The 20,645-nt window shown below is 70.1% G+C and carries 21 protein-coding genes; 10 read left to right on the top strand and 11 right to left on the bottom strand.

All coding sequences use genetic code 11. From position 1 onward, the window contains the following. From AB0383_RS38190 to AB0383_RS38180, 3 genes are all read right to left on the bottom strand, one after another. Positions 1 to 1,197 carry a cysteine desulfurase family protein gene (locus tag AB0383_RS38190; RefSeq protein WP_366189874.1) on the bottom strand — a complete coding sequence of 399 codons (1,197 nt, stop codon included), beginning with the start codon at positions 1,195 to 1,197 and terminating at the stop codon, positions 1 to 3. A gap of 64 nt (positions 1,198 to 1,261) precedes the next feature. Beyond that, on the bottom strand, positions 1,262 to 2,632 hold the full coding sequence (locus tag AB0383_RS38185; protein ID WP_366189873.1) for an MFS transporter: 1,371 nt from the start codon (positions 2,630 to 2,632) through the stop codon (positions 1,262 to 1,264). A 45-nt stretch (positions 2,633 to 2,677) separates the two neighbouring features. Next, positions 2,678 to 3,964 (bottom strand): LuxR C-terminal-related transcriptional regulator, encoded by a 1,287-nt coding sequence (locus AB0383_RS38180; RefSeq protein WP_366189872.1) that lies wholly within the window; start codon positions 3,962 to 3,964, stop codon positions 2,678 to 2,680. A gap of 149 nt (positions 3,965 to 4,113) precedes the next feature. On the opposite strand from AB0383_RS38180, the gene AB0383_RS38175 reads away from it, so the two are divergent. Then, positions 4,114 to 5,019, top strand: a complete 906-nt coding sequence (locus AB0383_RS38175; RefSeq protein ID WP_366189871.1) for an NADP-dependent oxidoreductase — start codon at positions 4,114 to 4,116, stop codon at positions 5,017 to 5,019. Positions 5,020 to 5,540: 521 nt separating this feature from the next. Here the strand turns inward: AB0383_RS38175 and AB0383_RS38170 are convergent. From AB0383_RS38170 to AB0383_RS38155, 4 genes are all read right to left on the bottom strand, one after another. Beyond that, positions 5,541 to 6,458, bottom strand: coding sequence for a lysophospholipid acyltransferase family protein (locus tag AB0383_RS38170; RefSeq protein WP_364185190.1), 918 nt, complete (start codon positions 6,456 to 6,458; stop codon positions 5,541 to 5,543). After that, the gene (locus tag AB0383_RS38165) at positions 6,455 to 7,237 is read right to left on the bottom strand and encodes a GNAT family N-acyltransferase (RefSeq protein WP_366189870.1); all 783 of its coding nucleotides are present in this window, start codon (positions 7,235 to 7,237) and stop codon (positions 6,455 to 6,457) included. The genes AB0383_RS38170 and AB0383_RS38165 overlap by 4 nt, the downstream gene beginning before the upstream one ends. Before the next feature lie 162 nt (positions 7,238 to 7,399). Beyond that, positions 7,400 to 8,359: an electron transfer flavoprotein subunit alpha/FixB family protein gene (locus AB0383_RS38160; RefSeq protein ID WP_366189869.1), complete on the bottom strand. Its 960-nt coding sequence runs from the start codon at positions 8,357 to 8,359 to the stop codon at positions 7,400 to 7,402. Between the two features lie 28 nt (positions 8,360 to 8,387). Then, entirely contained in the window at positions 8,388 to 9,173 is a 786-nt protein-coding gene (locus AB0383_RS38155) for an electron transfer flavoprotein subunit beta/FixA family protein (protein ID WP_364185195.1), read from the bottom strand. A gap of 243 nt (positions 9,174 to 9,416) precedes the next feature. On the opposite strand from AB0383_RS38155, the gene AB0383_RS38150 reads away from it, so the two are divergent. Beyond that, the gene (locus tag AB0383_RS38150; RefSeq protein WP_366189868.1) at positions 9,417 to 10,253 is read left to right on the top strand and encodes a DegV family protein; all 837 of its coding nucleotides are present in this window, start codon (positions 9,417 to 9,419) and stop codon (positions 10,251 to 10,253) included. Here AB0383_RS38150 and AB0383_RS38145 read toward each other — a convergent pair. Continuing rightward, a complete protein-coding gene (locus tag AB0383_RS38145; RefSeq protein ID WP_364185199.1) occupies positions 10,234 to 10,659 on the bottom strand; it encodes a hypothetical protein in 426 nt (141 codons plus the stop codon). The genes AB0383_RS38150 and AB0383_RS38145 overlap by 20 nt on opposite strands. 53 nt (positions 10,660 to 10,712) lie before the next feature. Between AB0383_RS38145 and AB0383_RS38140 the strand changes: the two genes are divergently transcribed. The 3 genes from AB0383_RS38140 to AB0383_RS38130 are packed head-to-tail and all read left to right on the top strand — an operon-like array spanning position 10,713 to position 13,519. Continuing rightward, a complete protein-coding gene (locus tag AB0383_RS38140) occupies positions 10,713 to 11,486 on the top strand; it encodes a class I SAM-dependent methyltransferase (protein ID WP_364185201.1) in 774 nt (257 codons plus the stop codon). Then, positions 11,483 to 13,015: a glycoside hydrolase family 57 protein gene (locus AB0383_RS38135; protein WP_364185203.1), complete on the top strand. Its 1,533-nt coding sequence runs from the start codon at positions 11,483 to 11,485 to the stop codon at positions 13,013 to 13,015. Before AB0383_RS38140 ends, AB0383_RS38135 begins: the two co-directional genes overlap by 4 nt. Before the next feature lie 15 nt (positions 13,016 to 13,030). After that, a complete protein-coding gene (locus AB0383_RS38130) occupies positions 13,031 to 13,519 on the top strand; it encodes a glutathione peroxidase (protein ID WP_364185205.1) in 489 nt (162 codons plus the stop codon). A 77-nt stretch (positions 13,520 to 13,596) separates the two neighbouring features. Here the strand turns inward: AB0383_RS38130 and AB0383_RS38125 are convergent, their stop codons facing one another. Further along, positions 13,597 to 15,399 carry a sugar-binding domain-containing protein gene (locus AB0383_RS38125; protein WP_366189867.1) on the bottom strand — a complete coding sequence of 601 codons (1,803 nt, stop codon included), beginning with the start codon at positions 15,397 to 15,399 and terminating at the stop codon, positions 13,597 to 13,599. Positions 15,400 to 15,478: 79 nt separating this feature from the next. On the opposite strand from AB0383_RS38125, the gene AB0383_RS38120 reads away from it, so the two are divergent. From AB0383_RS38120 to AB0383_RS38105, 4 genes are all read left to right on the top strand, one after another. Next, the gene (locus tag AB0383_RS38120; protein WP_366189866.1) at positions 15,479 to 16,732 is read left to right on the top strand and encodes a glycosyltransferase family 4 protein; all 1,254 of its coding nucleotides are present in this window, start codon (positions 15,479 to 15,481) and stop codon (positions 16,730 to 16,732) included. A 284-nt stretch (positions 16,733 to 17,016) separates the two neighbouring features. Further along, positions 17,017 to 17,172, top strand: coding sequence for a hypothetical protein (locus AB0383_RS38115; protein ID WP_366189865.1), 156 nt, complete (start codon positions 17,017 to 17,019; stop codon positions 17,170 to 17,172). Then, complete coding sequence (locus AB0383_RS38110; RefSeq protein ID WP_366189917.1) at positions 17,169 to 17,798, top strand: phosphoribosyltransferase family protein; 630 nt, start codon at positions 17,169 to 17,171, stop codon at positions 17,796 to 17,798. Before AB0383_RS38115 ends, AB0383_RS38110 begins: the two co-directional genes overlap by 4 nt. 152 nt (positions 17,799 to 17,950) lie before the next feature. Next, complete coding sequence (locus AB0383_RS38105; RefSeq protein ID WP_366189864.1) at positions 17,951 to 18,529, top strand: metallophosphoesterase family protein; 579 nt, start codon at positions 17,951 to 17,953, stop codon at positions 18,527 to 18,529. 51 nt (positions 18,530 to 18,580) lie between these two features. On the opposite strand, the gene AB0383_RS38100 is transcribed toward AB0383_RS38105, so the two are convergent. Both AB0383_RS38100 and AB0383_RS38095 read right to left on the bottom strand, forming a co-directional pair. Then, positions 18,581 to 19,363 (bottom strand): class I SAM-dependent methyltransferase, encoded by a 783-nt coding sequence (locus tag AB0383_RS38100; protein WP_364185216.1) that lies wholly within the window; start codon positions 19,361 to 19,363, stop codon positions 18,581 to 18,583. Positions 19,364 to 19,421: 58 nt separating this feature from the next. After that, on the bottom strand, positions 19,422 to 19,880 hold the full coding sequence (locus tag AB0383_RS38095) for a nuclear transport factor 2 family protein (RefSeq protein WP_285969729.1): 459 nt from the start codon (positions 19,878 to 19,880) through the stop codon (positions 19,422 to 19,424). A gap of 93 nt (positions 19,881 to 19,973) precedes the next feature. Here AB0383_RS38095 and AB0383_RS38090 point away from each other — a divergent pair, with 93 nt between their 5' ends. Next, positions 19,974 to 20,507: a TetR/AcrR family transcriptional regulator gene (locus tag AB0383_RS38090; protein WP_366189863.1), complete on the top strand. Its 534-nt coding sequence runs from the start codon at positions 19,974 to 19,976 to the stop codon at positions 20,505 to 20,507. The last annotated feature ends 138 nt before the right edge of the window (positions 20,508 to 20,645 follow it).

Genomic DNA, 20,645 nt, shown 5'->3' with positions numbered 1-20,645 from the left:
TTACACCTCTTGCTTCTGGGTCTGCTTGCGCATGCCGACGAGTCCCGCCTGCCGCGCCCGGGCGACGACCCCGCCGATCTCCCGCGCGAGCGCGGTCACGTCATCCAGTGTCGACGTGTGGCCCAGCGAAAAGCGCAGCGAGCCGCGGGCGGCCGCGGCGTCAGCGCCCATCGCCAGCAACACGTGGCTCGGCTGGGCGACACCCGCGGTGCAGGCCGAGCCGGTGGAGCATTCGATTCCCTTGGCGTCCAGCAGCATCAGCAGGCTGTCGCCGGCACAGCCGGGGAAGGTGAAGTGGGCGTGGCCCGGCAGGCACTCGCCGCGTCCGCCGTTGAGGATCGCGTCGGGGATCTCGCGCTGGACGGCCGCGATGAGTTCGTCACGGAGCTTCTCGACGCGCGCCGCGTATTCGGCGCGGCTCTCCGCTGCCACGCGAACCGCGGTGGCGAAGCTGACGATGGCCGGGACATCGAGGGTCCCGGAGCGAACACTGCGTTCCTGGCCGCCACCGTGGAGAACCGGGGTGCACTCGGTGTCGCGGCCGAGGAGGAGAGCGCCTACGCCGTATGGGCCACCGAGCTTGTGGCCCGTCAAGGTGAGGGCGGAGGCGCCGCTGGCGGCGAAGTCGACCGGGACGGCGCCGACGGCCTGAACGGCGTCGGTGTGCAGCGGGATGTCGTGCTCGGCGCAAATGGCGGCGAGCTCGGCGATCGGGTTGATGCTGCCGACCTCGTTGTTGGCCCACATCACCGTTGCGAGCGCGACGGTCTCCGGCGACGACTCGATAGCGGCGCGCAAGGTGGCCGGCGAGACGCGGCCCTGGTCGTCGACCTCAAGCCAGGTTATTTCGGCGCCGCACTGGGACTCGAGCCATTCGACGGTGTCGAGGACGGCGTGGTGCTCCACGACGCTGCACAGGATGCGGCGGCGACCGGGGTCAGCGCTCTGGCGAGCCCAGTAGATGCCCTTGACAGCGAGGTTGTCACTCTCCGTGCCGCCGCCGGTGAAGATCACCTCGGAAGGCCGGGCGCCCAGGGCTTCGGCGATGATCTCGCGGGATTCCTCCACGACGCGGCGTGCACGGCGTCCCGAAGAGTGCAGCGCGGAGGCGTTGCCCACGGTGGACAAAGCCTCAGTCATCGCCGCTACGGCTTCGGGCAGCATCGGGGTGGTCGCCGCATGGTCGAGATAGGTCATCGCCACATCAGGGTAGTCCGCTTCAGCCCGTGACGAAGTCCACCCTGGGCGCGAAAGTGGCCTGTCACACCTTCTGCGGCCATCGGCTGGTCACACGAACCCCCAGCAAAGCGAGCAGAACGAGGGCGGCGACCAGGATCGCCATTGCCGGAGACGGGTGGACGGCCGAGGCTACGACGGCCAGCAGGACGCCACCGAGGCCGATGAGCAGAGCCGAGCCGACCCAGTCCGCCAGTTGCATGGCGGAGGTGTTGAAGCCGCGTTCGCCTTCCGGGGAGTAGCGGAGCAGGAGGACGGAGATCGCGGGCATGGCGACGCCCATGCCCGCGCCGCCGACGGCGCAGATCACGAAGGCCAGCCACGCCGGGCACCAGGGCTGCGCGACGAAGCCGAAACCCACCAAAGCCACGGCGACCAGGGCGAAGCCGATGCGGAGCGTCGCCTCGCGGGACCAGTCGAGGAACCTTCCCTGCAGTCCGGAGGCGGCCGACCAGCCGAGGGCGGTGATCGTCAACGGCAGGCCGGCCAGGGCGGGGCCGTAGCCGTGGACGGCGCTCATCGTGAGGGGCAGGTAGGCCTCCATCCCGGCGTAGGCGCCGGAAAGCAGGGCGCGGGAGGCGACGACGGTGGGCAGGCCGGGGCGGAACGTCAGAGTGCCCGTGGGGAGCAGCTTGCGAAGTGCCAAACCGAGAGCCACGAGGCCGATGGCGCCATAGCCGAGGGCGAGAGGCGACGGGTGCTGACCCGCCCACGTCAAGGCGGCGACCCCGAGCGCGGCGACAACCGCCGGGACGACGCCGGCGCGGCGGGCCTCCGCGGCCGGGACGTGGTCGGGCAAGCCGCGGACGACGACGACCAGCAGCGCGACACCGATCGCGACCAGCGGCACCAGGCCGAGGAACACCCAGCGCCACCCGATGCTGACGGTGATCAGGCCGGCGACCGAAGGGCCGATCACCGCGGGCAGAACCCACGCGGCGGCGTTCGCGGCGTAGATGACGGGGCGTTCGCGGTCGGTGAACGTCAGCGCGATGAGCAGGGACACCGCGACCAGTAGGAATCCCGACCCGAGACCCTGGAGGGCGCGGCCGGCCAAGAGCACCGGCATGGACCTCGCGGTGCCGGCCACCACCAGGCCCGCGGCGAACAGCGCCGGCCCGGCCAGGAGTGCGGGCGCCGGGCCGCGGCGGTCGCCCATGCGGCCGGACAGCACGGTCGCGACGACGCTGGCGATCAGGAACGTCGTGAACGGCCACGAGTACAGCGTGAGGCCGTGCAGCTCGGCGACGAGCGTGGGCATGGCCGTGGCGACGCCCATGCTTTCGAAGGCCACCAACGTGACCACGAGCAACAAGCCGATCGTCGTGAGCCGGTGCTCGCGGCTCCACAGCACGCTTCTTCGGGGCTGGGGCTGGGCGTCGAGGATCCGGCTCATGATCGCCAGACTGCAACCTCCAGCCGTGTGGAGGTCAAGTCGATTTCACGCGGTCCGGTGCACCGCTACCGGATCGAGCCTCAGGTCACGAGCGAGCGCGGCGGCCTCGCCGCGGGAGCTGACCTCGAGCTTCTCGAGGAGGTTGCGCACGTGGAACTTCACAGTGTGCTCGCTGAGCTGCAGCTGCGCGGCGATCTGACGGTTGCGCAGCCCCTGCGAAATGCCCGACAGGACTTCGACCTCCCGCGCGTTGAGCCTGTCGAGCGGGCGCAGCTCGGGCGTTTCGACGGTGTCCAGCGGGAGCGCGGCGGTGATCGTCGCGCCCCAGCCGGGGACGGCGTCGACCTCCCAGCTGCCGCCGAGGGGCGTTATGCGTTCGGTCAAGCCGGGGTCGAGGACGACGTCGGGGATGTCGGGGGCGTCGTCGCGGACGGTGATGCGGAGGGCGGCGCCGTCGAGGCGCCAGGAAGCGCGGATGCGGGTCGTGCCCGGGCGGTCGAGGGCGGCGATGACGAGGCCACGTGTGACGGTGCGCGCCGTGTGGGCGATGTCCTGCCGCAGCTGGCGGTCGTCGGTGGGGGCCACGAGGTCGACGGCGACGTCGGCGTGGCCGACCACCGGCGAAAGCTGGTCGGCGAGCACGCCGAACGCGGCGCGAGCGGACTCCGCGGACAGCGCCTGGTCACGGTCTGCCACAGCTCGCAGTTCGAGGAGCGCGCGTGCGGCCAAGTCGGTCGCCGTCTGGCGCGCGGCGGCGTCGCCGAGCCGGCCCGAGCGCAGGACGGCCAGGAGTGCGACGAGCGTGGCTGCGTGCGTCTGGCCCAGGTCGGTGACGGTCTGGGCGCGCGCGGCCGCGGCGGCGAGGTTGCTGGCGAGAACGTCGGGACCGGGGTCGACGGCGCGTTGACCGGCGTCGGTGCTGGTCAGGTGCCAGAGGCGGGCCGCGAGTCCCAATACCGCGACGGACGGCTCGGCGTCGGAAGGCACCAGGGCGATCACCGCGCCGTTGCCGATGGCGGGGCGAGAGGTGAGCAGGATCAGGCGACGTTCGGTGCCGGCGAGCACACCGTCCAGGACCACGGCCTCGCCCGGGATGGCCCGCTCGGCGAGGTGGTCCAGTTCCGCGCTGGTCACGGCGCCGGTGATGGACGTGTCGCCGGTGACCTTGAACGGGCTGCGCGGGCAGTCGCCCGTCTGCATCGCGGCCGCGCGGTGCGGCAGCACGGCGCCGAGCTCCTGCGAGAAGCGCGGCAGCATCTCGGGCCGCGGCGCGGAGATGCCGCGCACGGCGACGTCGAGCACGTGGGCCGGGTTCGTCCAGGAGGCGTCCATGTGTCCACGGTAGGCGTATACGAAGGGACCGGTCCTGCTCTTCCGGATAGTGAACGCTGCTCGTCCGAGCGGTTCGGATCGCGACGCGGGACAGTTGACTCGAAGCAGGACGAACGACCGTCCTGAATCGAAGGAGAGTACGAGGAACCATGCGAGCCATCACCTTCGCCGCGTACGGCGGCCCGGACGTACTGCAGCTCAGCGACGTCCCGCTGCCCGAACCCGGCCCCGGACAGGTCCGTGTCGCCGTGCGGCGCGCGGGTGTGAACCCCATCGACTGGAAGATTCGCAGCGGCGCCATGTCCGAGGCCGCGGCACCGAAGGGCCCGCAGATCCCGGGCGCCGAGCTGGCCGGCGTCGTGGACGCGGTGGGCGACGGCGCGGCCTTCGCTGTCGGCGACGAGATCTTCGGCTGGGCCGTGACCGGCTCATACGCCGAGTACGCGCTGGCGACGACGGTTGCGCACAAGCCGGCGAGCCTGTCGTGGGACGACGCCGTGGCGTTGCCCGTGGCCGGCGAAACGGCGCTACGGGTGTTGCGTTTGCTGGCCGTGAAGGCCGGTGACCTGCTGCTGATCCACGGTGCGAGTGGCACCGTCGGGCGCTTCGCGACGCAGGCGGCCGTCGCGCTCGGTGCCACCGTGATCGGCACGGCGGGGCAACGCAGCTTCGACGACGTGAAGTCACTGGGCGCCATCCCCGTCCTCTACGGCGACGGCTGGCCCGAGCGCGTCCGCGCGGCGGCGGACCGGCCGGTGGACGCGGTGCTCGACGCGTCGGGTCATGGCGTGCTGCCGGATTCCGTCGAGTTGCTCGGGTCGAAGGAGCGGGTGGTGACCATCGCGGACGGGGCGGCGTTCGAGCTGGGGCTGCCGTTCTCGGCTGGCACCGCGGACGACGCGACTCCCGAGGTGCTGGCGGAGATCCTCGAGTTCGTGGAACGCGGGCTGCAGATCGCGCAGGGGAGGAGCTACCCGTTGGAGGAGGCCGCGGCTGCGCAGCAGGAGAGCCAGAAGGGGCATCCGGGAGGGAAGATCACGATCGTCGTGTCGTGACGGTTCGACGGGTTCGGCCTTTCTCGGCCGGCCCCGTCGAATTTTGGGCGGGACAAGGTCGGCCCGATCGTGTGGTGCTGTCGATCGTCGGGCCGTGGCCGTGGGAAGATTGGCTGGTCAGAGAGTTTTGCCTCTGAGTGGCAACGGGTGTGGACGCCGACTTGCAATGTCGTGCCGAGTCTTGTCTGTCGAGGGCGAAGCGCTGCGCCCGGGGGCGTCGGGCCCAGAGCAGTTTGTGGCATTGCCGATGAGTGGCCACGGCGGTTCACGGATATCGCCGGTCAGCGGCGACAACCGATTCGCGGACATCGCCGTCGACTGGTGACAGCTGTTGGCGAACGTCGCCGCTGAGTGGCGACAGCAGTTCGCAGTCGTTGCCATTCGGTGGCGACGGCAGTTCGCGGGCGTCGCCGTTCAGTGGCAACGACACGTTCGCGGGTGTCGCCGTTCAGGGCAACAACAGGTTCGCGGGCGTCGCCGTTCAGCGGCGACACCCGCGTCCTGCAGTTCAAGCTAGGAAATCAGTGAACTGGGTGCGCCTTCGCGGGCTGGGCCGAAGGCTTGCCAGCGAAGACAGCGGCGGGAGCCGAGGAAACCCGCCGGCGACCCTGGGCCGGGATCCGGACCGTCCCCAGCGCCGAGTGCACCGAGGCCTCCGCGAGGGCGGCCAGCGAGCGACGGTCCTCCGCACGACCGGGGGCGATCTCCGGGCAGACGTGCGCTTCGAGGACCAGGCCGCGCAGGGAGGCCACTCGCCGCAGGGAGGCGATGAGGGACTCCGGTCCGATGAACGCGGGCATGCTGGTCTCGCGGCCGTCGGCGAGGCGGTAGCGCAGGGCGATGGGGCGGACGGGCACGCCACCGTCGATGGCGGCCTGGAAGGTGGCCGTGGTGAAGCGGCCGGAGGCGAGGCCGCACCACGTGGTGCCTTCAGGGGTGACGTTGACGAGCGAGCCGGAGCGCAGAGCGTCGGCGAGCTCGGTCATGGTGTGGGGCAGCGTGCGGAGTCGTTCGCGGTCCAGGAAGATGCTGCCGCCGCGGCGGACGAGGGTGCCGAGGACGGGCCAAGAGCCGATCTCGACCTTCGCGAGGGCGCGCATGGGGCGCAGGGCGTTGATGGCGACGATGTCCAGCCACGAGATGTGGTTGTTCACCACCAGCGCGCCACGGCCGGCGGGGGCGGCGAGGAAGTCGGCGCCGCCCCGGACGACCAGCTTCACGCCGAACGCGCGCAGCACCGAGCGGAAAATGGTCCGGACCAGGCGTTCCCGGCCCCGGCCGCGCAGCACGAGCAGCAGCGGCGCCGTCAGCAGGGCCGCCAGGACCACCCCGATGGCCGACGCGAAGCGCAGCACGCGACGCGGGAACGAGACCGTGGCGGCACCTTCGGTGAGGCAGCCGTCGCCGCAGGGGGACGTCGGCATCCAGGCGTGGCTCATACCTGCACTCCGAGGAAGAACTTGAGGTAGCGCTCGTCGATCTTGTGCAAGTCGAGCAGGACGAAGAAGTCGGCGACGCCGAAGTCCTCGTCGAGCGCCGGCGGGCCGCAGACCTCGGCGCCGAGCCGCACGTAGCCCTTGATCAGCGGCGGCAGCACGGCGCGGTCGGGACGGGCGACGGAGTCGGAATCCCACGGGTGCAGCGGCGAAACGCGGCGCGACTCCTCGGCGTAGTGCTTGGCGCGCAACACATCCCAGACGCCCGCGGCGTAGCTGCCGCCGTCGCTCAGCGGCACGGACGCGCAGCCGGCGAGGTAGCGGTGGCCGGAAAGCAGCATGTACCGCGCGATCCCCGCCCACACCAGGCTCACGACGGCGCCGCTGCGGTGGTCCGGGTGCACGCAGGAGCGGCCGGTCTCCACGAGCGTCGAGCGCAGGCCGGAGAGGGCCGTCAGGTCGAATTCACTGTCAGAGTACAGGCTGCCGGCCTGGGAGGCGCGCTCTGGCGGAAGCATGCGGTAGCAGCCGACGATGTCGCCGGTCTTGTCGTCGCGCACCACGAGGTGGTCGCAGAACTCGTCGAAGTAGTCGACGTCGAGACCGGGCTTCAGGGAATTGAGGTGGGCCCCCATCTCCTCGGCGAAAACCTGGTGCCGCAGCTTCTGCGCGGCGAGCACTTCTTCGTTCGCGTGGGCCACGAGCAGGGAGTACCTCGGCGCATCGGCCGGGAGCTCGACACCCGCCTGATCAGTGCTGACGAGGAGCTGAGACGACGTCATGAACACTGTGTACCTGCGACCTGGAAACCGCGGAGAGTGCCAATCGATGACCGATTAGTGCACGTTGAGTTAATTGCAGGTTCTCAGGCTTTTCTCAGGGTCCGACAAACGCCGAAGGCCGCTGAGCGGTACATCGCCCAGCGGCCTTCGGAGCGGGAAACATCAGCCCTTGCGCTTGTCGACGGCCTCCGTCAGCTGCGGCGCGACATTGAACAGGTCGCCCACGATGCCGAAGTCGGCGATCTCGAAGATGGGAGCCTCGGCGTCCTTGTTGACGGCGATGATCGTCTTCGACGTCTGCATGCCGGCGCGGTGCTGGATCGCGCCGGAGATGCCGAGCGCGATGTACAGCTGCGACGACACCGTCTTGCCGGTCTGACCCACCTGGAACTGCGCCGGGTAATAGCCGGAGTCGACGGCCGCACGCGACGCGCCGACGGCCGCGCCGAGCGAGTCGGCCAGCTTCTCGACGACGTCGAACTTCTCCGCCGAACCGACACCACGGCCACCCGAGACGACGATCGACGCCTCGGTGAGCTCCGGACGGTCGCCACCGACGATCGGCTCGATGCCGGTGATCTTCGCGGACTTCGCCGCGTCCTGCGCCGGGATCTCGACGATCTCCTCGGCGGCAGCACCGTCGGCGGCCTCGGCCTCGACGGCACCCGGACGCACCGAGATCACCGGCGCGCCCTTGGCAGCCTTGGACTTCACGGAGAACGCGCCACCGAAGATGGACTGGTCCACCGAACCGTCGGCGTTCACGCCCACCGCGTCGTAGAGCAGACCGGAGCCCAGCCGCACTGCGACGCGCGCGGCCACCTCCTTGCCCTCGGCGCTGGCGGCGACGAGCACGGCGGCCGGCGAAGCCTGCTCCGCGAGCTTCGTCAGCACGTCGACCTTCGGGGTCACCAGGTAGCTCGTGGCGTCGTCGCCCTCGGCGACGTAGACCTTCGCGGCACCGTGGCCGGCGAGCGCTTCCTTGGCCTTGGCCGCGGTGCCCGTGGGGCCCACGACGACGGCCGAGGGCTCACCCAGCGCGCGGGCGGCGGTCAGCAGCTCGAGCGTGACCTTCTTGACATCACCGTCGACGTGGTCGACGAGGACGAGTACTTCAGCCATTTTTCGTGATCCTCCTCGAAACCGTGTCTCAGATGAGCTTCTGCGCGACCAGGTACTCGGCGACCTTGGTGCCGCCGTCGCCCTCGTCCTCCACCTTCTCGCCCGCGGTGCGCGGCGGCTTCGGGGACGACTCGAGCACGGTGGACCACGCGTTGGCGAGACCGACCTCGCCCGCGTCGATGCCGAGGTCGGCGACGGTGAACGTCTCGACCGGCTTCTTCTTCGCGGCCATGATGCCCTTGAACGACGGGTAGCGCGGCTCGTTGATCTTCTCGCCGACGCTCACGAGCGCGGGCAGGTTCGCCTCGAGGTGGGTGATGCCGTCCTCGGTCTCGCGGTCGGCCTTCACGCTGGAGCCCTCGACGGTCAGCTGGCGCACGTAGGTCAGCTGCGGCAGGCCGAGCAGCTCGGCGACGATCGCCGGCACGGCGGCGCCGCGGCCGTCGGACGCCTCGTTGCCGGCGATGACCAGGTCGTAGCCCTCGACCTTGCCGATCGCGGCGGCCAGCACCTTGGCGGTGGCGATGGCGTCGGAGCCGTGCAGCGCCTCGTCGGAGACGTGGATGGCCTTGTCGGCGCCCATGGACAGCGCCTTGCGGATGGCGTCGGTGGCGCGGTCGGGGCCGACGGAGATCACGGTGACCTCGCCCTCGCCCGCCTCCTTGATCTTCAGCGCCTCTTCGACGGCCTTCTCGTTGATCTCGTCGAGCACGGCGTCTGCGGATTCGCGGTCAAGCGTGTTGTCGGCACCGGAGAGCTTCCGCTCCGAGTAGGTGTCCGGTACCTGCTTGACCAGGACAACGATATTCGTCATGGGTCTTCTTCGACCTCCCGGTTGGGGCCGGCTCTCGGCCGCGGGACAGTGCTCTACTGGCCGGTAGATTAGGGCCATTCAGGCGGGGAGACCCGCCGAGGTGACGGCATTCACCTGGATGAGCAATCTTTTGAGACCATCGTCCCGGTAGTCCGCCGGTTAACCCGTCCAGCACACCGCTCGCCCGATCGGACCAACGGTGGGCTACTGGCAGTAGGCCGACAGGGGTTAACCTCCCGCACCATGCCCGCGCACATCGCCGTAGTCACGGACTCGACCTCGTGCCTGCCCGACAAACTCGCCGCCCGTTGGGGCATCGGCGTGGTGCAGGTCCAGCTGCACGTCGGGGATCAGACGGACGACGAACACCGGTTCGACCGCAACGAGCTCATCTCCGCCATGAAGTCCGGCCACAGCGTCACCACTTCGCCGCCCGACCCGGGTGCGTTCTTCTGGACGTACCAGGACGCCGCCGCCCGCGGCGCGTCCGCCATCGTCAGCCTGCACATCTCCGGTCGCCTTTCGGAGACCGTTCAGGCGGCCCGCGAGGCGGCGCAACAGGTCCGGATCCCCGTGCACATCATCGACAGTGGAACGGCCAGCATGAGCCTCGGTTACGCAGCGGTGTCGGCCGCGCGCGTCGCCGGCGCCGGGGGTCAGCTCGCGCGCGTGCTCGAAGCCGCCGAGCGCCGCGTGCGCGCCGCGACCGAGCTGATCTACGTGGACACGCTCGAGTACCTCCGGCGCACCGGACGCGTCGGAGCCGCCCAGTCGCTGGTGGGTACGGCGTTCTCGATCAAGCCGTTGCTCACCGTGCGTAACGGTGAGGTCTCGCCGCTGGCCCGCGTTCCCGGCACGAAGCGCGCGATGAACCGGCTCGTCGACCTCGCGGTGAAGGCCGCGGGCGACCAGCGCGTGGACGTCGCCGTGACTCGCTTCGGCTCGGACGAGACCGAGGTCGTGCGGCGCCTGAGGGACCGGATTCCCGGGATCACGGACGTCGTGGTCGGCGACGCGAGCACGGTGATCGGCGCGCACGTCGGCCCGGGCGCGCTGAGCATCACGGTGTCGCCGACCTGACCGGCTTTCGTCCCGGCACGAACAGCACGACAAGCGGCACCAGCACGCCCAGCGCGAGCGTTGACAGGATCATTACTTGGTCGACGGTCGCGAAGTGGCCGACGTGCCCGAGGTGATAGACGAAGTGCGGCACGGCGAACAGCAGCGCCGCCACGGCCGCCAGCCGCGCGACGGCTGTGGTGCCGATCACGGCAGCGCCGATCAGCGTCGCCGCCAGCGCGAGGTTGAGGGCGCCGAAGTCGCGGATGAGGTGTTCGTCGAACGCTCCGTCCATGCTGACCCAGCCGTGGCGGAAGCCGGGAAAGTCCTGGTAGAAGCCCAGGGGCGACAGGAGTGGCCACACTCCCGTCGCCGCCGTGACGACGCCGAGCAGCACCAGCAGTACACGCGTGAGGGTCCGTTGCATGGGGCTGGAACGAGACGGCGGTCGGGAACGTGACACGCGCTAGGGTCGCGCAGGTGACCAACGCAGCCACCCGGGCCGAGGCACTGCACCTCACCGGCGAACGGACCGTCCCCGGCATCCCCGAGGAGAATTACTGGTTCCGTCGCCACGAAGCCGCCTACGTCGCCCTGCTCCCCCACTGCGCCGGCGCGACGGTGCTGGAGGCGGGCTGCGGCGAGGGTTACGGCGCGGGGCTGATCGCGAAAACGGCGCGGCGCGTGCTGGCGCTGGACTATGACGTGCCCACCACGGAGCACGTCGCCCGTCGCTACCCGGATGTTGCGGTGGCGCGGGCGAACCTCGCGTTTTTGCCGTTGAGTGGCGAATCCGTGGAGGTAGTCGCGAACTTCCAGGTGATCGAGCACCTGTGGGACCAGGACGGGTTCCTCGCCGAGTGTTTCCGCGTGCTGCGGCCGGGCGGGAAACTGCTGGTCACGACCCCGAACCGGCTCACGTTCACGCCGGGTTCCGACACACCGCTGAACCCGTACCACACACGGGAGCTCGCACCGTCCGAATTGGACGGTCTGCTGCGTGCGGCCGGGTTCGTCGTCCAATCGCTACACGGGTTGCATCACGGGGCACGCCTGCGGGAGCTCGAACGCGCGTACGGCGGCTCGATCATCGACGCGCAGCTCGAGGTGGTGATGGGCTCGTTGCCCGGGCAGGCCGTGTGGCCGGCGGGGTTGCTCGCCGACGTCGCGGCGGTCGGGGCGGAGGACTTCTCCGTCCGCGGTGACGACCTGGACGCGAGCCTCGATCTGGTCGCGGTGGCGGTGCGCCCGTGACTCCGCCCGCCTCGGAAGGCACTTTTTGCCTCGTCCTGCACAGCCATCTCCCCTGGTTGCCGCACCACGGCAGCTGGCCCGTCGGCGAGGAGTGGCTCTACCAGGCGTGGGCACATTCGTACCTGCCGGTCGTCGACCTTCTGCAGCGTTTCGCCGCTGAGGGGCGACGCGACGTCCTGACGCTCGGCATGACACCCGTGCTCGCGGCGCAGCTCGACGACCCGTACGCGATCCGAGCGTGCCACGACTGGCTCGGCCACTGGCAGCTGCGCGCGCAGCACGCGTCGACGCTGTGGGGCGGCGACCCGCTGCTGCGCGACCTGGCCGCGGCGGAGCACAAGACGGCCGTGCGCGCGACAGAGGAGCTGGAGACGCGCTGGCGCCACGGGTTCTCGCCGATCCTGCGGTCACTTGTGGACAGTGACACGATCGAACTGCTGGGGGGACCGCTCGCGCACCCGTTCCAGCCGTTGCTGGACGAGGACGTTCGCGCGTTCGCCCTGCGCGAAGGCCTGGCCGACACGCAGCTGCGCGTCGGGCGGCGGCCGGAGGGCATCTGGGCGCCGGAATGCGGCTACGAGCCCGGGATGGAGCGTGGTTACGCGGCCGCGGGCGTGCAGCGGTTCCTGGTCGACGGACCGTCGCTGCACGGCGACACGTCGGCGGCGCGGACGGTCGGCTCCTCGGACGTGGTGTGTTTCGGGCGTGACCTCGAGGTGACCTACCGCGTCTGGTCGCCGAAAGCCGGCTACCCCGGGCACGCGGCGTACCGCGACTTCCACACGTGGGCGCATGAAGTGGGGTTGAAGGCGTCGCGCGTCACCGGGAAGCAGGTGCCGCCGCACGAGAAGGCGCCGTACGACCCCGCGCTCGCCGCAGACGTACTCGGTACGCACGTGAAGGACTTCGTCGACACGGTCGTCGCGCGGCTGCGTTCGCTGCGGGCGCAGCACGGGCGTGAGTCTCTCGTGGTGGCGGCGTATGACACGGAACTGTTCGGGCACTGGTGGCACGAGGGTCCCGCGTGGCTCGAGGGGGTTCTGCGCGCGCTGCCGGAGGCGGGCGTTCGCGTGACGACACTGAAGGGCGCGCTGGAGGCCGGCCACGTGGGGGCGCCGATCGACCTGCCCGCGTCGTCGTGGGGTTCGGGCAAGGACTGGCGCGTGTGGGACGGCGAGCAGGTGGCCGACATGGTGCAGGACAACACAGCGTTGCAGAAACGCTTGCTGGACCTCGTTTCCGGGCATTTCGGGGAGCACGGGGGAACCGCTCACGACACCGTGGCCGACCAGGCCGTCGCGGAGGCGATGCTGGCGTTGTCGAGCGACTGGGCGTTCATGGTCACCAAGGACTCCGCCGCGGACTACGCGCGCCGGCGCGCCCATGTGCACACCTCGCGTTTCGACGAGCTCGCCGGGCTGCTGCGCACCGGCGACCGCGCTCGCGCGCAGGAGCTCGCGGCGGAGTACCGCCGCGCCGATGGACCGTTCGGACAGCTGGACGCACGACAGCTGCTGCCACACAAGTGAAAGGGACACCGAGGAATGAGCATTCGCGACATCCCGCTGAAGACGCTCTCGGGTGAGGACACCACCCTGGGCGCGCTCGGCGGCAAGGCGCTGCTGGTGGTCAACGTCGCCTCGAAGTGCGGCCTGACCCCGCAGTACACCGGCCTGGAGAAGCTGCAGGAACGCTACGGCGACAAGGGTTTCTCCGTCGTCGGGTTCCCGTGCAACCAGTTCGCCGGCCAGGAGCCCGGGACGGCCGACGAGATCCAGACGTTCTGCTCCACCACCTACGGCGTCACCTTCCCGCTGTTCGAGAAGCTCGAGGTGAACGGCGACGACCGTCACCCGCTGTACTCCACGCTCACCCAGACCGCCGACGCCGAGGGTGACGCCGGCGACGTGCAGTGGAACTTCGAGAAGTTCCTGATCAACTCCGACGGTGAGGTCGTGGGCCGGTTCCGTCCGCGGACCGAGCCCGAGGACGAGACCGTGGTGAAGGCGATCGAGGCAGTGCTGCCTGCCTGATTTTCACGGCCGGCGAAGGGCGGGGACTCCTTGGAGCTCCCGCCCTTTTCTTGTCGCCGTTCAGTGGCGAAACGTCTCTAACTGGGGTTTTGTGGCTCCTGGACGGCTTCGACGGCCGGGGACGAGCCGCGGGCGATGACCGCGCGGTTGCGGGCCGCCGCGACGTCCGCGTCCAGTTTGGTCACGCGGCGGTCGTAGGTGAGGAGGCCGTTGACCTCGTTTTCGACGTCCGTGGTCTGGGTGTAGATCGCCCCTGAGAGGCCCAGTTCGCCGACCAGGGACTCCAGCCGGGTGCTGAGCTCCGTATAACGGCGGGTGAGGTGATCGGCGTCAGCGGTCATCTCGTACGCGTTGGGCGGGCCGGGCCAGCGGTGGTCGTCGAGGACGAGCCCGAGGCCGCCGTACTCGCCGTCAACGAGCGCGCGGTGGTCCTGCACGCGCGGCTCGCCGGGCCCGACGTACGTGTGGTCGTCGTAGACGTGGCCGGCGCCGGTGTCTGTGCGGGAGAAGCAGCAGTTGACGCCGCTGTTGGCCACGACGAGGCGAGTCGGGTCGAGCTCCTTCACGAGCTCGGCGATCCGCGCCGTGTCGAACTCGCCCCAGCCCTCGTTGAACGGCACCCACGCGACGATCGACGGCACGTTCCGCAGCTGCCGCACCATTTCCCGCAGCTCGGCCTCGAAGCGGTCCTTGCCCTCGGGCACCGGGTCCGGCGCCGGCCCGGGCGGCCCGTCGAACGACACCACCAGCGACGGCATGTCCTGCCAGACGAGCAGCCCCAGCCGGTCGGTCCAGTGATACCAGCGCGCGGGCTCGATCTTCACGTGCTTGCGGACGAAGTTGAAGCCGAGCTCTTTCGTCTTCTCGAGGTCGAAACGCAGGGCGTCGTCGGTGGGCGCGGTGTAGCCGCCGTCGGGCCAATAGCCCTGGTCGAGCGGGCCGTGGAGGAAGGTGATCCGGCCGTTGAGGGCGACGTGAGGGCGTCCGGCGGAGTCGGGGACGAGCTCAACGGTGCGCAGTCCGCCGTAGCTGGTGACCTCGTCGAGCACGTCGCCGTGGTGGTCGAGCAGCCGCACGGTGAGGTCGTAGAGATACGGATCATCGGGAGTCCACCAGTGGGGCTCCGGGACGTCCGCCCGCAACCTCGTGCCGGCGGCCCCACGAACGCTGACGATCTCGTCGCCGCTGGGTGGCGAAACGCTCAGCTCGACTTGAATACCACCATTGACCTGGGGAAATACCGCGAAGCCCGCCAGGTCCGGAGTGATCTCCAGGTTCTCAACGCGCTCAACGGGCACCGGCTCGAGCCACACCGTCTGCCAGATCCCGGACGTCGACGTGTAGCAGATGCCGCCCAGTGCGTTGCGCTGCTTGCCGAGCGGGAACGGCGAGATGTCGGTGCGATCCTCGGCGCGAACGGTCAGCTCCTGCGGCCCGGACGCACGCAACGCATCGGTGACGTCCGCCTTGAACGCGGCGTAGCCACCCTCGTGGGTGACCACGAGCTGGTTGTTCACCCAGACCTTCGCCGTCTGGTCGACCGCGCCGAAGTGCAGCAGCACGCGATCGCCGCGCCAGTCCTCCGGGACCTCGAACAGCCGCCGATACCACAGGACCTCGTCGCGCCGGTTGATTCCGGAGAGTGCCGATTCCGGTGCGAAGGGGACCAAGATGCGCTCGCCGTAGCCGACAGGCCGCGGTTCCCCGGGCGACGACGGCCACCCCGCGTAGTCCCAGACGCCGTTGAGGTTCAGCCACCGCGGCCGCTTCAGCTGCGGTCTGGGGTACTCGGGGAGCACGTCGGAGGGGCTGACGAGGTCGGTCCACGGCGTCGTCAGGGGCGGGTCCGCGCGCTGCCACTCGGGCTGGCTGGAAGTCATCACCTTCGATGGTGACAGAGATCGAAGGCGGCGACAGCCGGGCCGCCCGGCGGAAGCGACTGGCGAGTAACCTCTGCCCATGCGCGTGCTGATGCTGTCGTGGGAGTACCCGCCCGTGGTCATCGGCGGGCTCGCCCGGCACGTGCACGCGCTGGCCCGGCACCTCGCCCAGCAGGGCCACGACGTGGTGGTTCTCTGCCGCCACCAGGCCGGCACCGACGCCTCCACGCACCCGCGCAGCGACCGCGACGTCGAGGGCGTGCGCCTGATCCGCGTGGCCGAGGACCCGATGCACTTGACGTTCGAACGCGACCTCGTCGCCTGGACGCTCGCCATGGGCCACGCCATGATCCGCGCCGCGCAGGACCTGCTGCGCACGTGGCAGCCCAACGTCGTCCACGCGCACGACTGGCTCGTGACGCACCCGGCGATCGCCATCGCCGAGGCCGCGCGCGTACCGCTCGTCGGCACCGTCCACGCGACCGAAGCGGGCCGGCACTCGGGCTGGCTTTCGCACCCGCTCAACCAGCAGGTGCATTCCGTCGAGTGGTGGCTGGCCAACCGAGCCGACGCCGTGATCACCTGCTCGCAGGCAATGCGCAAGGAAGTGGCGCACCTGTTCGAGATCGAGGCCGCCGACGTCACCGTGATCCACAACGGCATCGAAGAACGCAGCTGGCGCGTCTCGGCCGCCGAGGTGGCGAAGATGCGCGAACGGCACAGCCCCGACGGCGCACCGTTCCTGCTGTTCTTCGGCCGGCTGGAGTGGGAAAAGGGCGTGCAGGACCTGCTGGCCGCGCTCCCTCGCATCCGTCGCCAGTTCCCGGGCACGCGGGTGGTCGTCGCCGGTAAGGGGCGACACCACGACGAGCTGGTCTCCCAGGCGCGCAAGCTGCGGATTCGCCGCGCGGTGGACTTCGTCGGCCACCTGCCCGACCGTGACCTGCGCGCGCTGCTGGCCGCGGCCGACGCCGTGGTGCTGCCGAGCCGGTACGAACCGTTCGGGATCGTCGCCCTGGAGGCCGCGGCCGCGAAGGCACCGCTCGTCGCGTCGACGGCGGGCGGCCTCGGCGAGGTGGTCGTCGACGGGGAAACGGGCCTGGCGTTCGAACCGGGCGACGTCGCGGGTCTGGCCACGGCGGTCACGACTGTCCTGAGCGACGCCGCCGCCGCGACCCGGCGCGCACGAACGGCCCAGTCACGCCTCGCGGCGGACTTCGACTGGGGACGCATCGCCGAGGCGACGGCGGAGGTCTACCGGCGCGCACGCATGGGAGAGCCGATCGAGCTGGGACGCCCGAAGATCGCGACGGGCAACGCGTTCGAACTCTGAACGGGCCCGCCGTCAGAAGTGGCAGGGCCGGACACAGGCGGCGTGCGCCTGAGCGGGCGCCGAAACCGCCGGCGCTGCGGTGAGAGCAAGGGCGAAAACGGCGAGCAAGGCAGCGACGACGGCTCTGGATCTGCTGGTCATGACGGCTCCCTGGATATTTCGGTGGGGTGTTCGAAGCATCCGTCCGGCGCCGCGCGCGAAACAATAGGGGAAGCAGTAGGTAGGCCGGCCTGAACGCGGCGAGTGACCGGTTCGTCCGGCTTCGTCGCGGGAATCTGGAACGCATGATGTTGCCGTTCGTCGACCACGCGGCCGGGCTCGTGCCGGCTGTCGTCGGGATGCGCTGGGCGGCAGGCTTTTGCCGTTTTTCGGCCAATGGGTTGTTCAACAATCCGCGTGCCGCGAGCATCGTGTCGTGGCTGGTGGCGCGACGGTGGTGAGGACGTTGTTCTTCGATCGAATCGACGCCGGGCGGCAACTCGGGCGGATCCTGGCCAGGCAGCCGTGGGTCGAGCCCGTCGTGCTCGGGTTGCCGCGCGGGGGCGTGCCGGTGGCGGCCGAGGTCGCCCAGGCACTCGGGGCTCCGCTGGACGTCGTGGTCGCTCGGAAGATCGGGGCGCCTGGGCGGCGAGAGTTCGGCGTCGGCGCGGTGACTGCGGAGGGGCCGCCTTACTACTCGATGCCGGCGTTGCGCGCGTTCGGGCTCACGCCGAAAGCGATGGAGCCGGCGTGTGCGCGCGAGCGGGCCGAGGCGCGTCGCCGTTTGGCGGCCTATCGCGACGGGCGCCCGGAAGTCGCGGTGGCCGGCCACGACGTGCTCGTGATCGACGACGGACTGGCAACCGGAGTGACCGCGATGGCCGCCGTCCGCGACCTCCGCGACGCGCGGCGCGTGGTGCTGGCCGTGCCGGTGTGCGCGCCGGACGCCATCGCCGAGTTCGAGGGCGAGGTGGACCAGTTCATCGCCGTCGCCGCGCCGAGGCGATTCAGCGCCGTGGGCCGCTGGTACGCCGACTTCACCCAGGTGTCGGACGCGACCGTGATGCGGCTCCTGGGGAAGGGGTGAAGGGGACCTTCATCCCATTATCCACAACGGACAGTGACGAGCGCCGCCGAATGGCGAAAATCCCTGGCGCAAGGGGAGGTTCAGGGCGCAAGGTATGCCTGCGTCGCCTCCCCGGCGATGGGCCGACGTCGACAACGAGGAGAAGCCCGATCATGGACGTCTGGTTCACCGCCGACACCCACTTCGACCACCAGCTCGTGGCCGGCCTGCGCGGCTTCGAGACGCCGCCCGAGCACGACGCGTTCGTGGTCGAGCGGTGGAACGCCGCCGTCCGGCCGGGCGACCAGGTGTGGCACCTGGGTGACGTCGGCATGGGCCGGCTGGCACGGTTCGCCGACACGCTCCGGCAGCTGAACGGCGAGATCCACCTCATCACCGGCAACCACGACGAGCCGTGGCCCGGGCTGCGCCAGGCGTATCGGCACCAACGCGCATGGCTGGAGCACTTCGCCACGGTGCAAGCGTTTGCCCGGCGCCGGATCGCCGGGACAAACGTGTTGCTCAGCCATTTCCCGTACGAAGGTGACCACATCGGCGAGGACCGCGGGTCGCAGTACCGCCTGCCCGACGAGGGACTGTGGCTGCTGCACGGTCACGTCCACAGCGCGTGGCGCAAGCGGGGCCGGCAGTTGAACGTCGGGATGGACGTCAACGACCTTCGCCCTCTCCACCTCGACGCCGTCACCACCGAGTTGACCGAGCTCGGAAGTCCGGCCGAAACCAGCGCCTGAACAGCCAAACCCTGCCGCCGACCTCTTGTTGCCACTCAGTGGCGACGAAACTCAGGCCACGCGACCGGTCAGGATCGTCACGCGAACCGGTTCACGGAACGGCGCGTGGGGCTCGATCGCCGAACGGATGCGGTTCTCGAAGGCCGGCCGTTCGCCGCTGGGCGGCAACTCGTCCTCGCCCATGGCCGAGTAGACGCCGCCGATGATCTCGTCCGCGGTGAGGTCGCCGGTGTAGTCGATGGTGCGGAGGCCGACGTCGTAGCCGGCGCCGACCAGCGCGGCGCGGTAGCGGTCCTGGCTGGCGTCGTCCGTTCCGCAGGACGCGGTGAGGGGCCGGCCGAACCAGTCGGACAGCACGCCGAGCAGTGCTCGCGACCAGTCGCTGTCCTGGAGCCACAGCGGTGAACCGTTGGTGACCACCGCGATGCCGCCGCCCGGCCGGAGCATCGGCTTCACAGCGGCGAACAGCGTCGCGTAGTCCATCCAGTGCAACGCCTGCCCGATGGTGACGGCGCCGAGCCCGTCGAGCAGGGAATTCAGCGCGGTGACGTCGGTGTCGCCACCCAGGAGCCACGACGCGTTGGTCACGCCGGCGTCGGCCGCGGCGCGGCGGGCGCGCGAAAGCATGTCGGACGAGGGGTCCATGCCCGCGACCGCGCGGACCCGCGCGGCCATCGGCACGGCGAGCTGTCCCGTGCCACACCCGAGGTCGAGGACCACGTCGTCCCCGGCCAGGGCGAACTCGGCGGCGATCGCATCGAACACCGCCGTCGGGTAACCGCGGCGGTAGCGGTGGTAGAACTCCGTGACTTCTCCGCTGAATCCCAGGCTCATAACTGGATCCTGGCTGCACTTCAGCGCGAAATCACGCGCGTTCGCTCACGGCCGAGGATCAGAAGATGGGGAACTCCTTGCCGTGCTCGGCTTCCGGGCGCTTGCCGAAAATCCAGCGTTCGCTTTCCGCGATCGGGCGGTCGTTGATGCTCGCCTCGCGGCGACGCATGAGGCCTTCGTCGCTGAACTCCCAGAGCTCGTTGCCGTAGCTGCGGAACCACTGGCCCTCGGCGTTGTGCGACTCGTACTGGAACCGCACGCCGATGCGGTTGCCGCGGAAGCCCCACAGTTCCTTGCGCAGCGCGTAGTCGAGCTCGCGCTCCCACTTCTGTGTCAGGAACTTGACGATCTCCGCACGGCCGACGACGTACTGGTCGCGGTTTCGCCACACGGAGTCCTCGGTATAGGCGAGGGAGACCTTCTCGGGGTCGCGCGTGTTCCAGGCGTCCTCGGCGGCCTGGACTTTCTGGCGGGCGGTGTTCTCGTCGAACGGCGGGAACGGCGGGCGCGGTGTCATGGCGGGCTCCTGCGCGGATCGCGGGAGAACGCGCGTTCTCCCTGGTTCGGCTAGCATAGAGAACGTTGATTCTCCACACCAGAGGGACATGACGTGAACACCGCGGAAGCCACCGAACGGCTACTCGAGGCAGCCGAAGACCTGTTCTACGCCCAGGGCGTGCAGTCCGTGGGCATGGACGCCGTGCGCAGCCGCTCCGGCGTCTCGCTCAAGCGGCTCTACCAGGTGTTCCCGTCAAAGGACGACCTCGTGGCCGCCTACCTGAACACGCGCGACGAACGCTGGCGCCGGTCGCTGCGCGAGTTCGTCGCCGCGCGGGGCGACGACCCGCTGGCCGTCTTCGACTGGCTGCACAACTGGTTCAGCGAGCCCGACTTCCGGGGCTGCGCGTTCGTGAACTCGTTCGGCGAGTTCGGGACGCTCGCGCCCGGCGTGGCCACGGCCATCCACAACCACAAGGACGAAGTGCGCGCGTACCTGCGGCGGCTCGTCGCCGACGACGACCTCGCCGACCAGCTTTTCTCCCTCATGGAGGGGGCCACGGTGCTCGCCGCGATCAAGGGTGACCCCGGCGAGGCCGGCACGGCTCGCGCAGCCGCGGCGACGCTGTTGGCCGCGCGGCGCTGATCCCGCGGCCTTGGAGTCGCCGATGAGCGGCCGGCCAGGTCGTCGCCGCTGAACGGCGATCGACGCGTTCGTCGACAAATCGCCAGTCAACGGCGAGCCGTAGCTGTACCGCACGGCCGATGGATGACCCCCGGCGAT

Source organism: Amycolatopsis sp. NPDC051373 (assembly GCF_040689465.1).
Taxonomy (GTDB): domain Bacteria; phylum Actinomycetota; class Actinomycetes; order Mycobacteriales; family Pseudonocardiaceae; genus Amycolatopsis.
This window is presented reverse-complemented; position numbering and strand designations above follow the sequence as displayed.

Excerpts from the sequence above, each read along its gene's own strand:
- AB0383_RS38150 (WP_366189868.1), top strand. The coding sequence starts at position 9,417 with ATGCCCGCGCACATCGCCGTAGTCACGGACTCGACCTCGTGCCTGCCC.
- AB0383_RS38130 (WP_364185205.1), top strand. The coding sequence starts at position 13,031 with ATGAGCATTCGCGACATCCCGCTGAAGACGCTCTCGGGTGAGGACACC.
- AB0383_RS38190 (WP_366189874.1), bottom strand. The coding sequence starts at position 1,197 with ATGACCTATCTCGACCATGCGGCGACCACCCCGATGCTGCCCGAAGCC.
- AB0383_RS38100 (WP_364185216.1), bottom strand. The coding sequence starts at position 19,363 with ATGAGCCTGGGATTCAGCGGAGAAGTCACGGAGTTCTACCACCGCTAC.
- AB0383_RS38115 (WP_366189865.1), top strand. The coding sequence starts at position 17,017 with ATGATGTTGCCGTTCGTCGACCACGCGGCCGGGCTCGTGCCGGCTGTC.
- AB0383_RS38125 (WP_366189867.1), bottom strand. The coding sequence starts at position 15,399 with ATGACTTCCAGCCAGCCCGAGTGGCAGCGCGCGGACCCGCCCCTGACG.
- AB0383_RS38165 (WP_366189870.1), bottom strand. The coding sequence starts at position 7,237 with ATGACGTCGTCTCAGCTCCTCGTCAGCACTGATCAGGCGGGTGTCGAG.
- AB0383_RS38160 (WP_366189869.1), bottom strand. The coding sequence starts at position 8,359 with ATGGCTGAAGTACTCGTCCTCGTCGACCACGTCGACGGTGATGTCAAG.
- AB0383_RS38180 (WP_366189872.1), bottom strand. The coding sequence starts at position 3,964 with ATGGACGCCTCCTGGACGAACCCGGCCCACGTGCTCGACGTCGCCGTG.
- AB0383_RS38170 (WP_364185190.1), bottom strand. The coding sequence starts at position 6,458 with ATGAGCCACGCCTGGATGCCGACGTCCCCCTGCGGCGACGGCTGCCTC.
- AB0383_RS38155 (WP_364185195.1), bottom strand. The coding sequence starts at position 9,173 with ATGACGAATATCGTTGTCCTGGTCAAGCAGGTACCGGACACCTACTCG.
- AB0383_RS38145 (WP_364185199.1), bottom strand. The coding sequence starts at position 10,659 with ATGCAACGGACCCTCACGCGTGTACTGCTGGTGCTGCTCGGCGTCGTC.
- AB0383_RS38105 (WP_366189864.1), top strand. The coding sequence starts at position 17,951 with ATGGACGTCTGGTTCACCGCCGACACCCACTTCGACCACCAGCTCGTG.
- AB0383_RS38175 (WP_366189871.1), top strand. The coding sequence starts at position 4,114 with ATGCGAGCCATCACCTTCGCCGCGTACGGCGGCCCGGACGTACTGCAG.
- AB0383_RS38185 (WP_366189873.1), bottom strand. The coding sequence starts at position 2,632 with ATGAGCCGGATCCTCGACGCCCAGCCCCAGCCCCGAAGAAGCGTGCTG.
- AB0383_RS38095 (WP_285969729.1), bottom strand. The coding sequence starts at position 19,880 with ATGACACCGCGCCCGCCGTTCCCGCCGTTCGACGAGAACACCGCCCGC.
- AB0383_RS38120 (WP_366189866.1), top strand. The coding sequence starts at position 15,479 with ATGCGCGTGCTGATGCTGTCGTGGGAGTACCCGCCCGTGGTCATCGGC.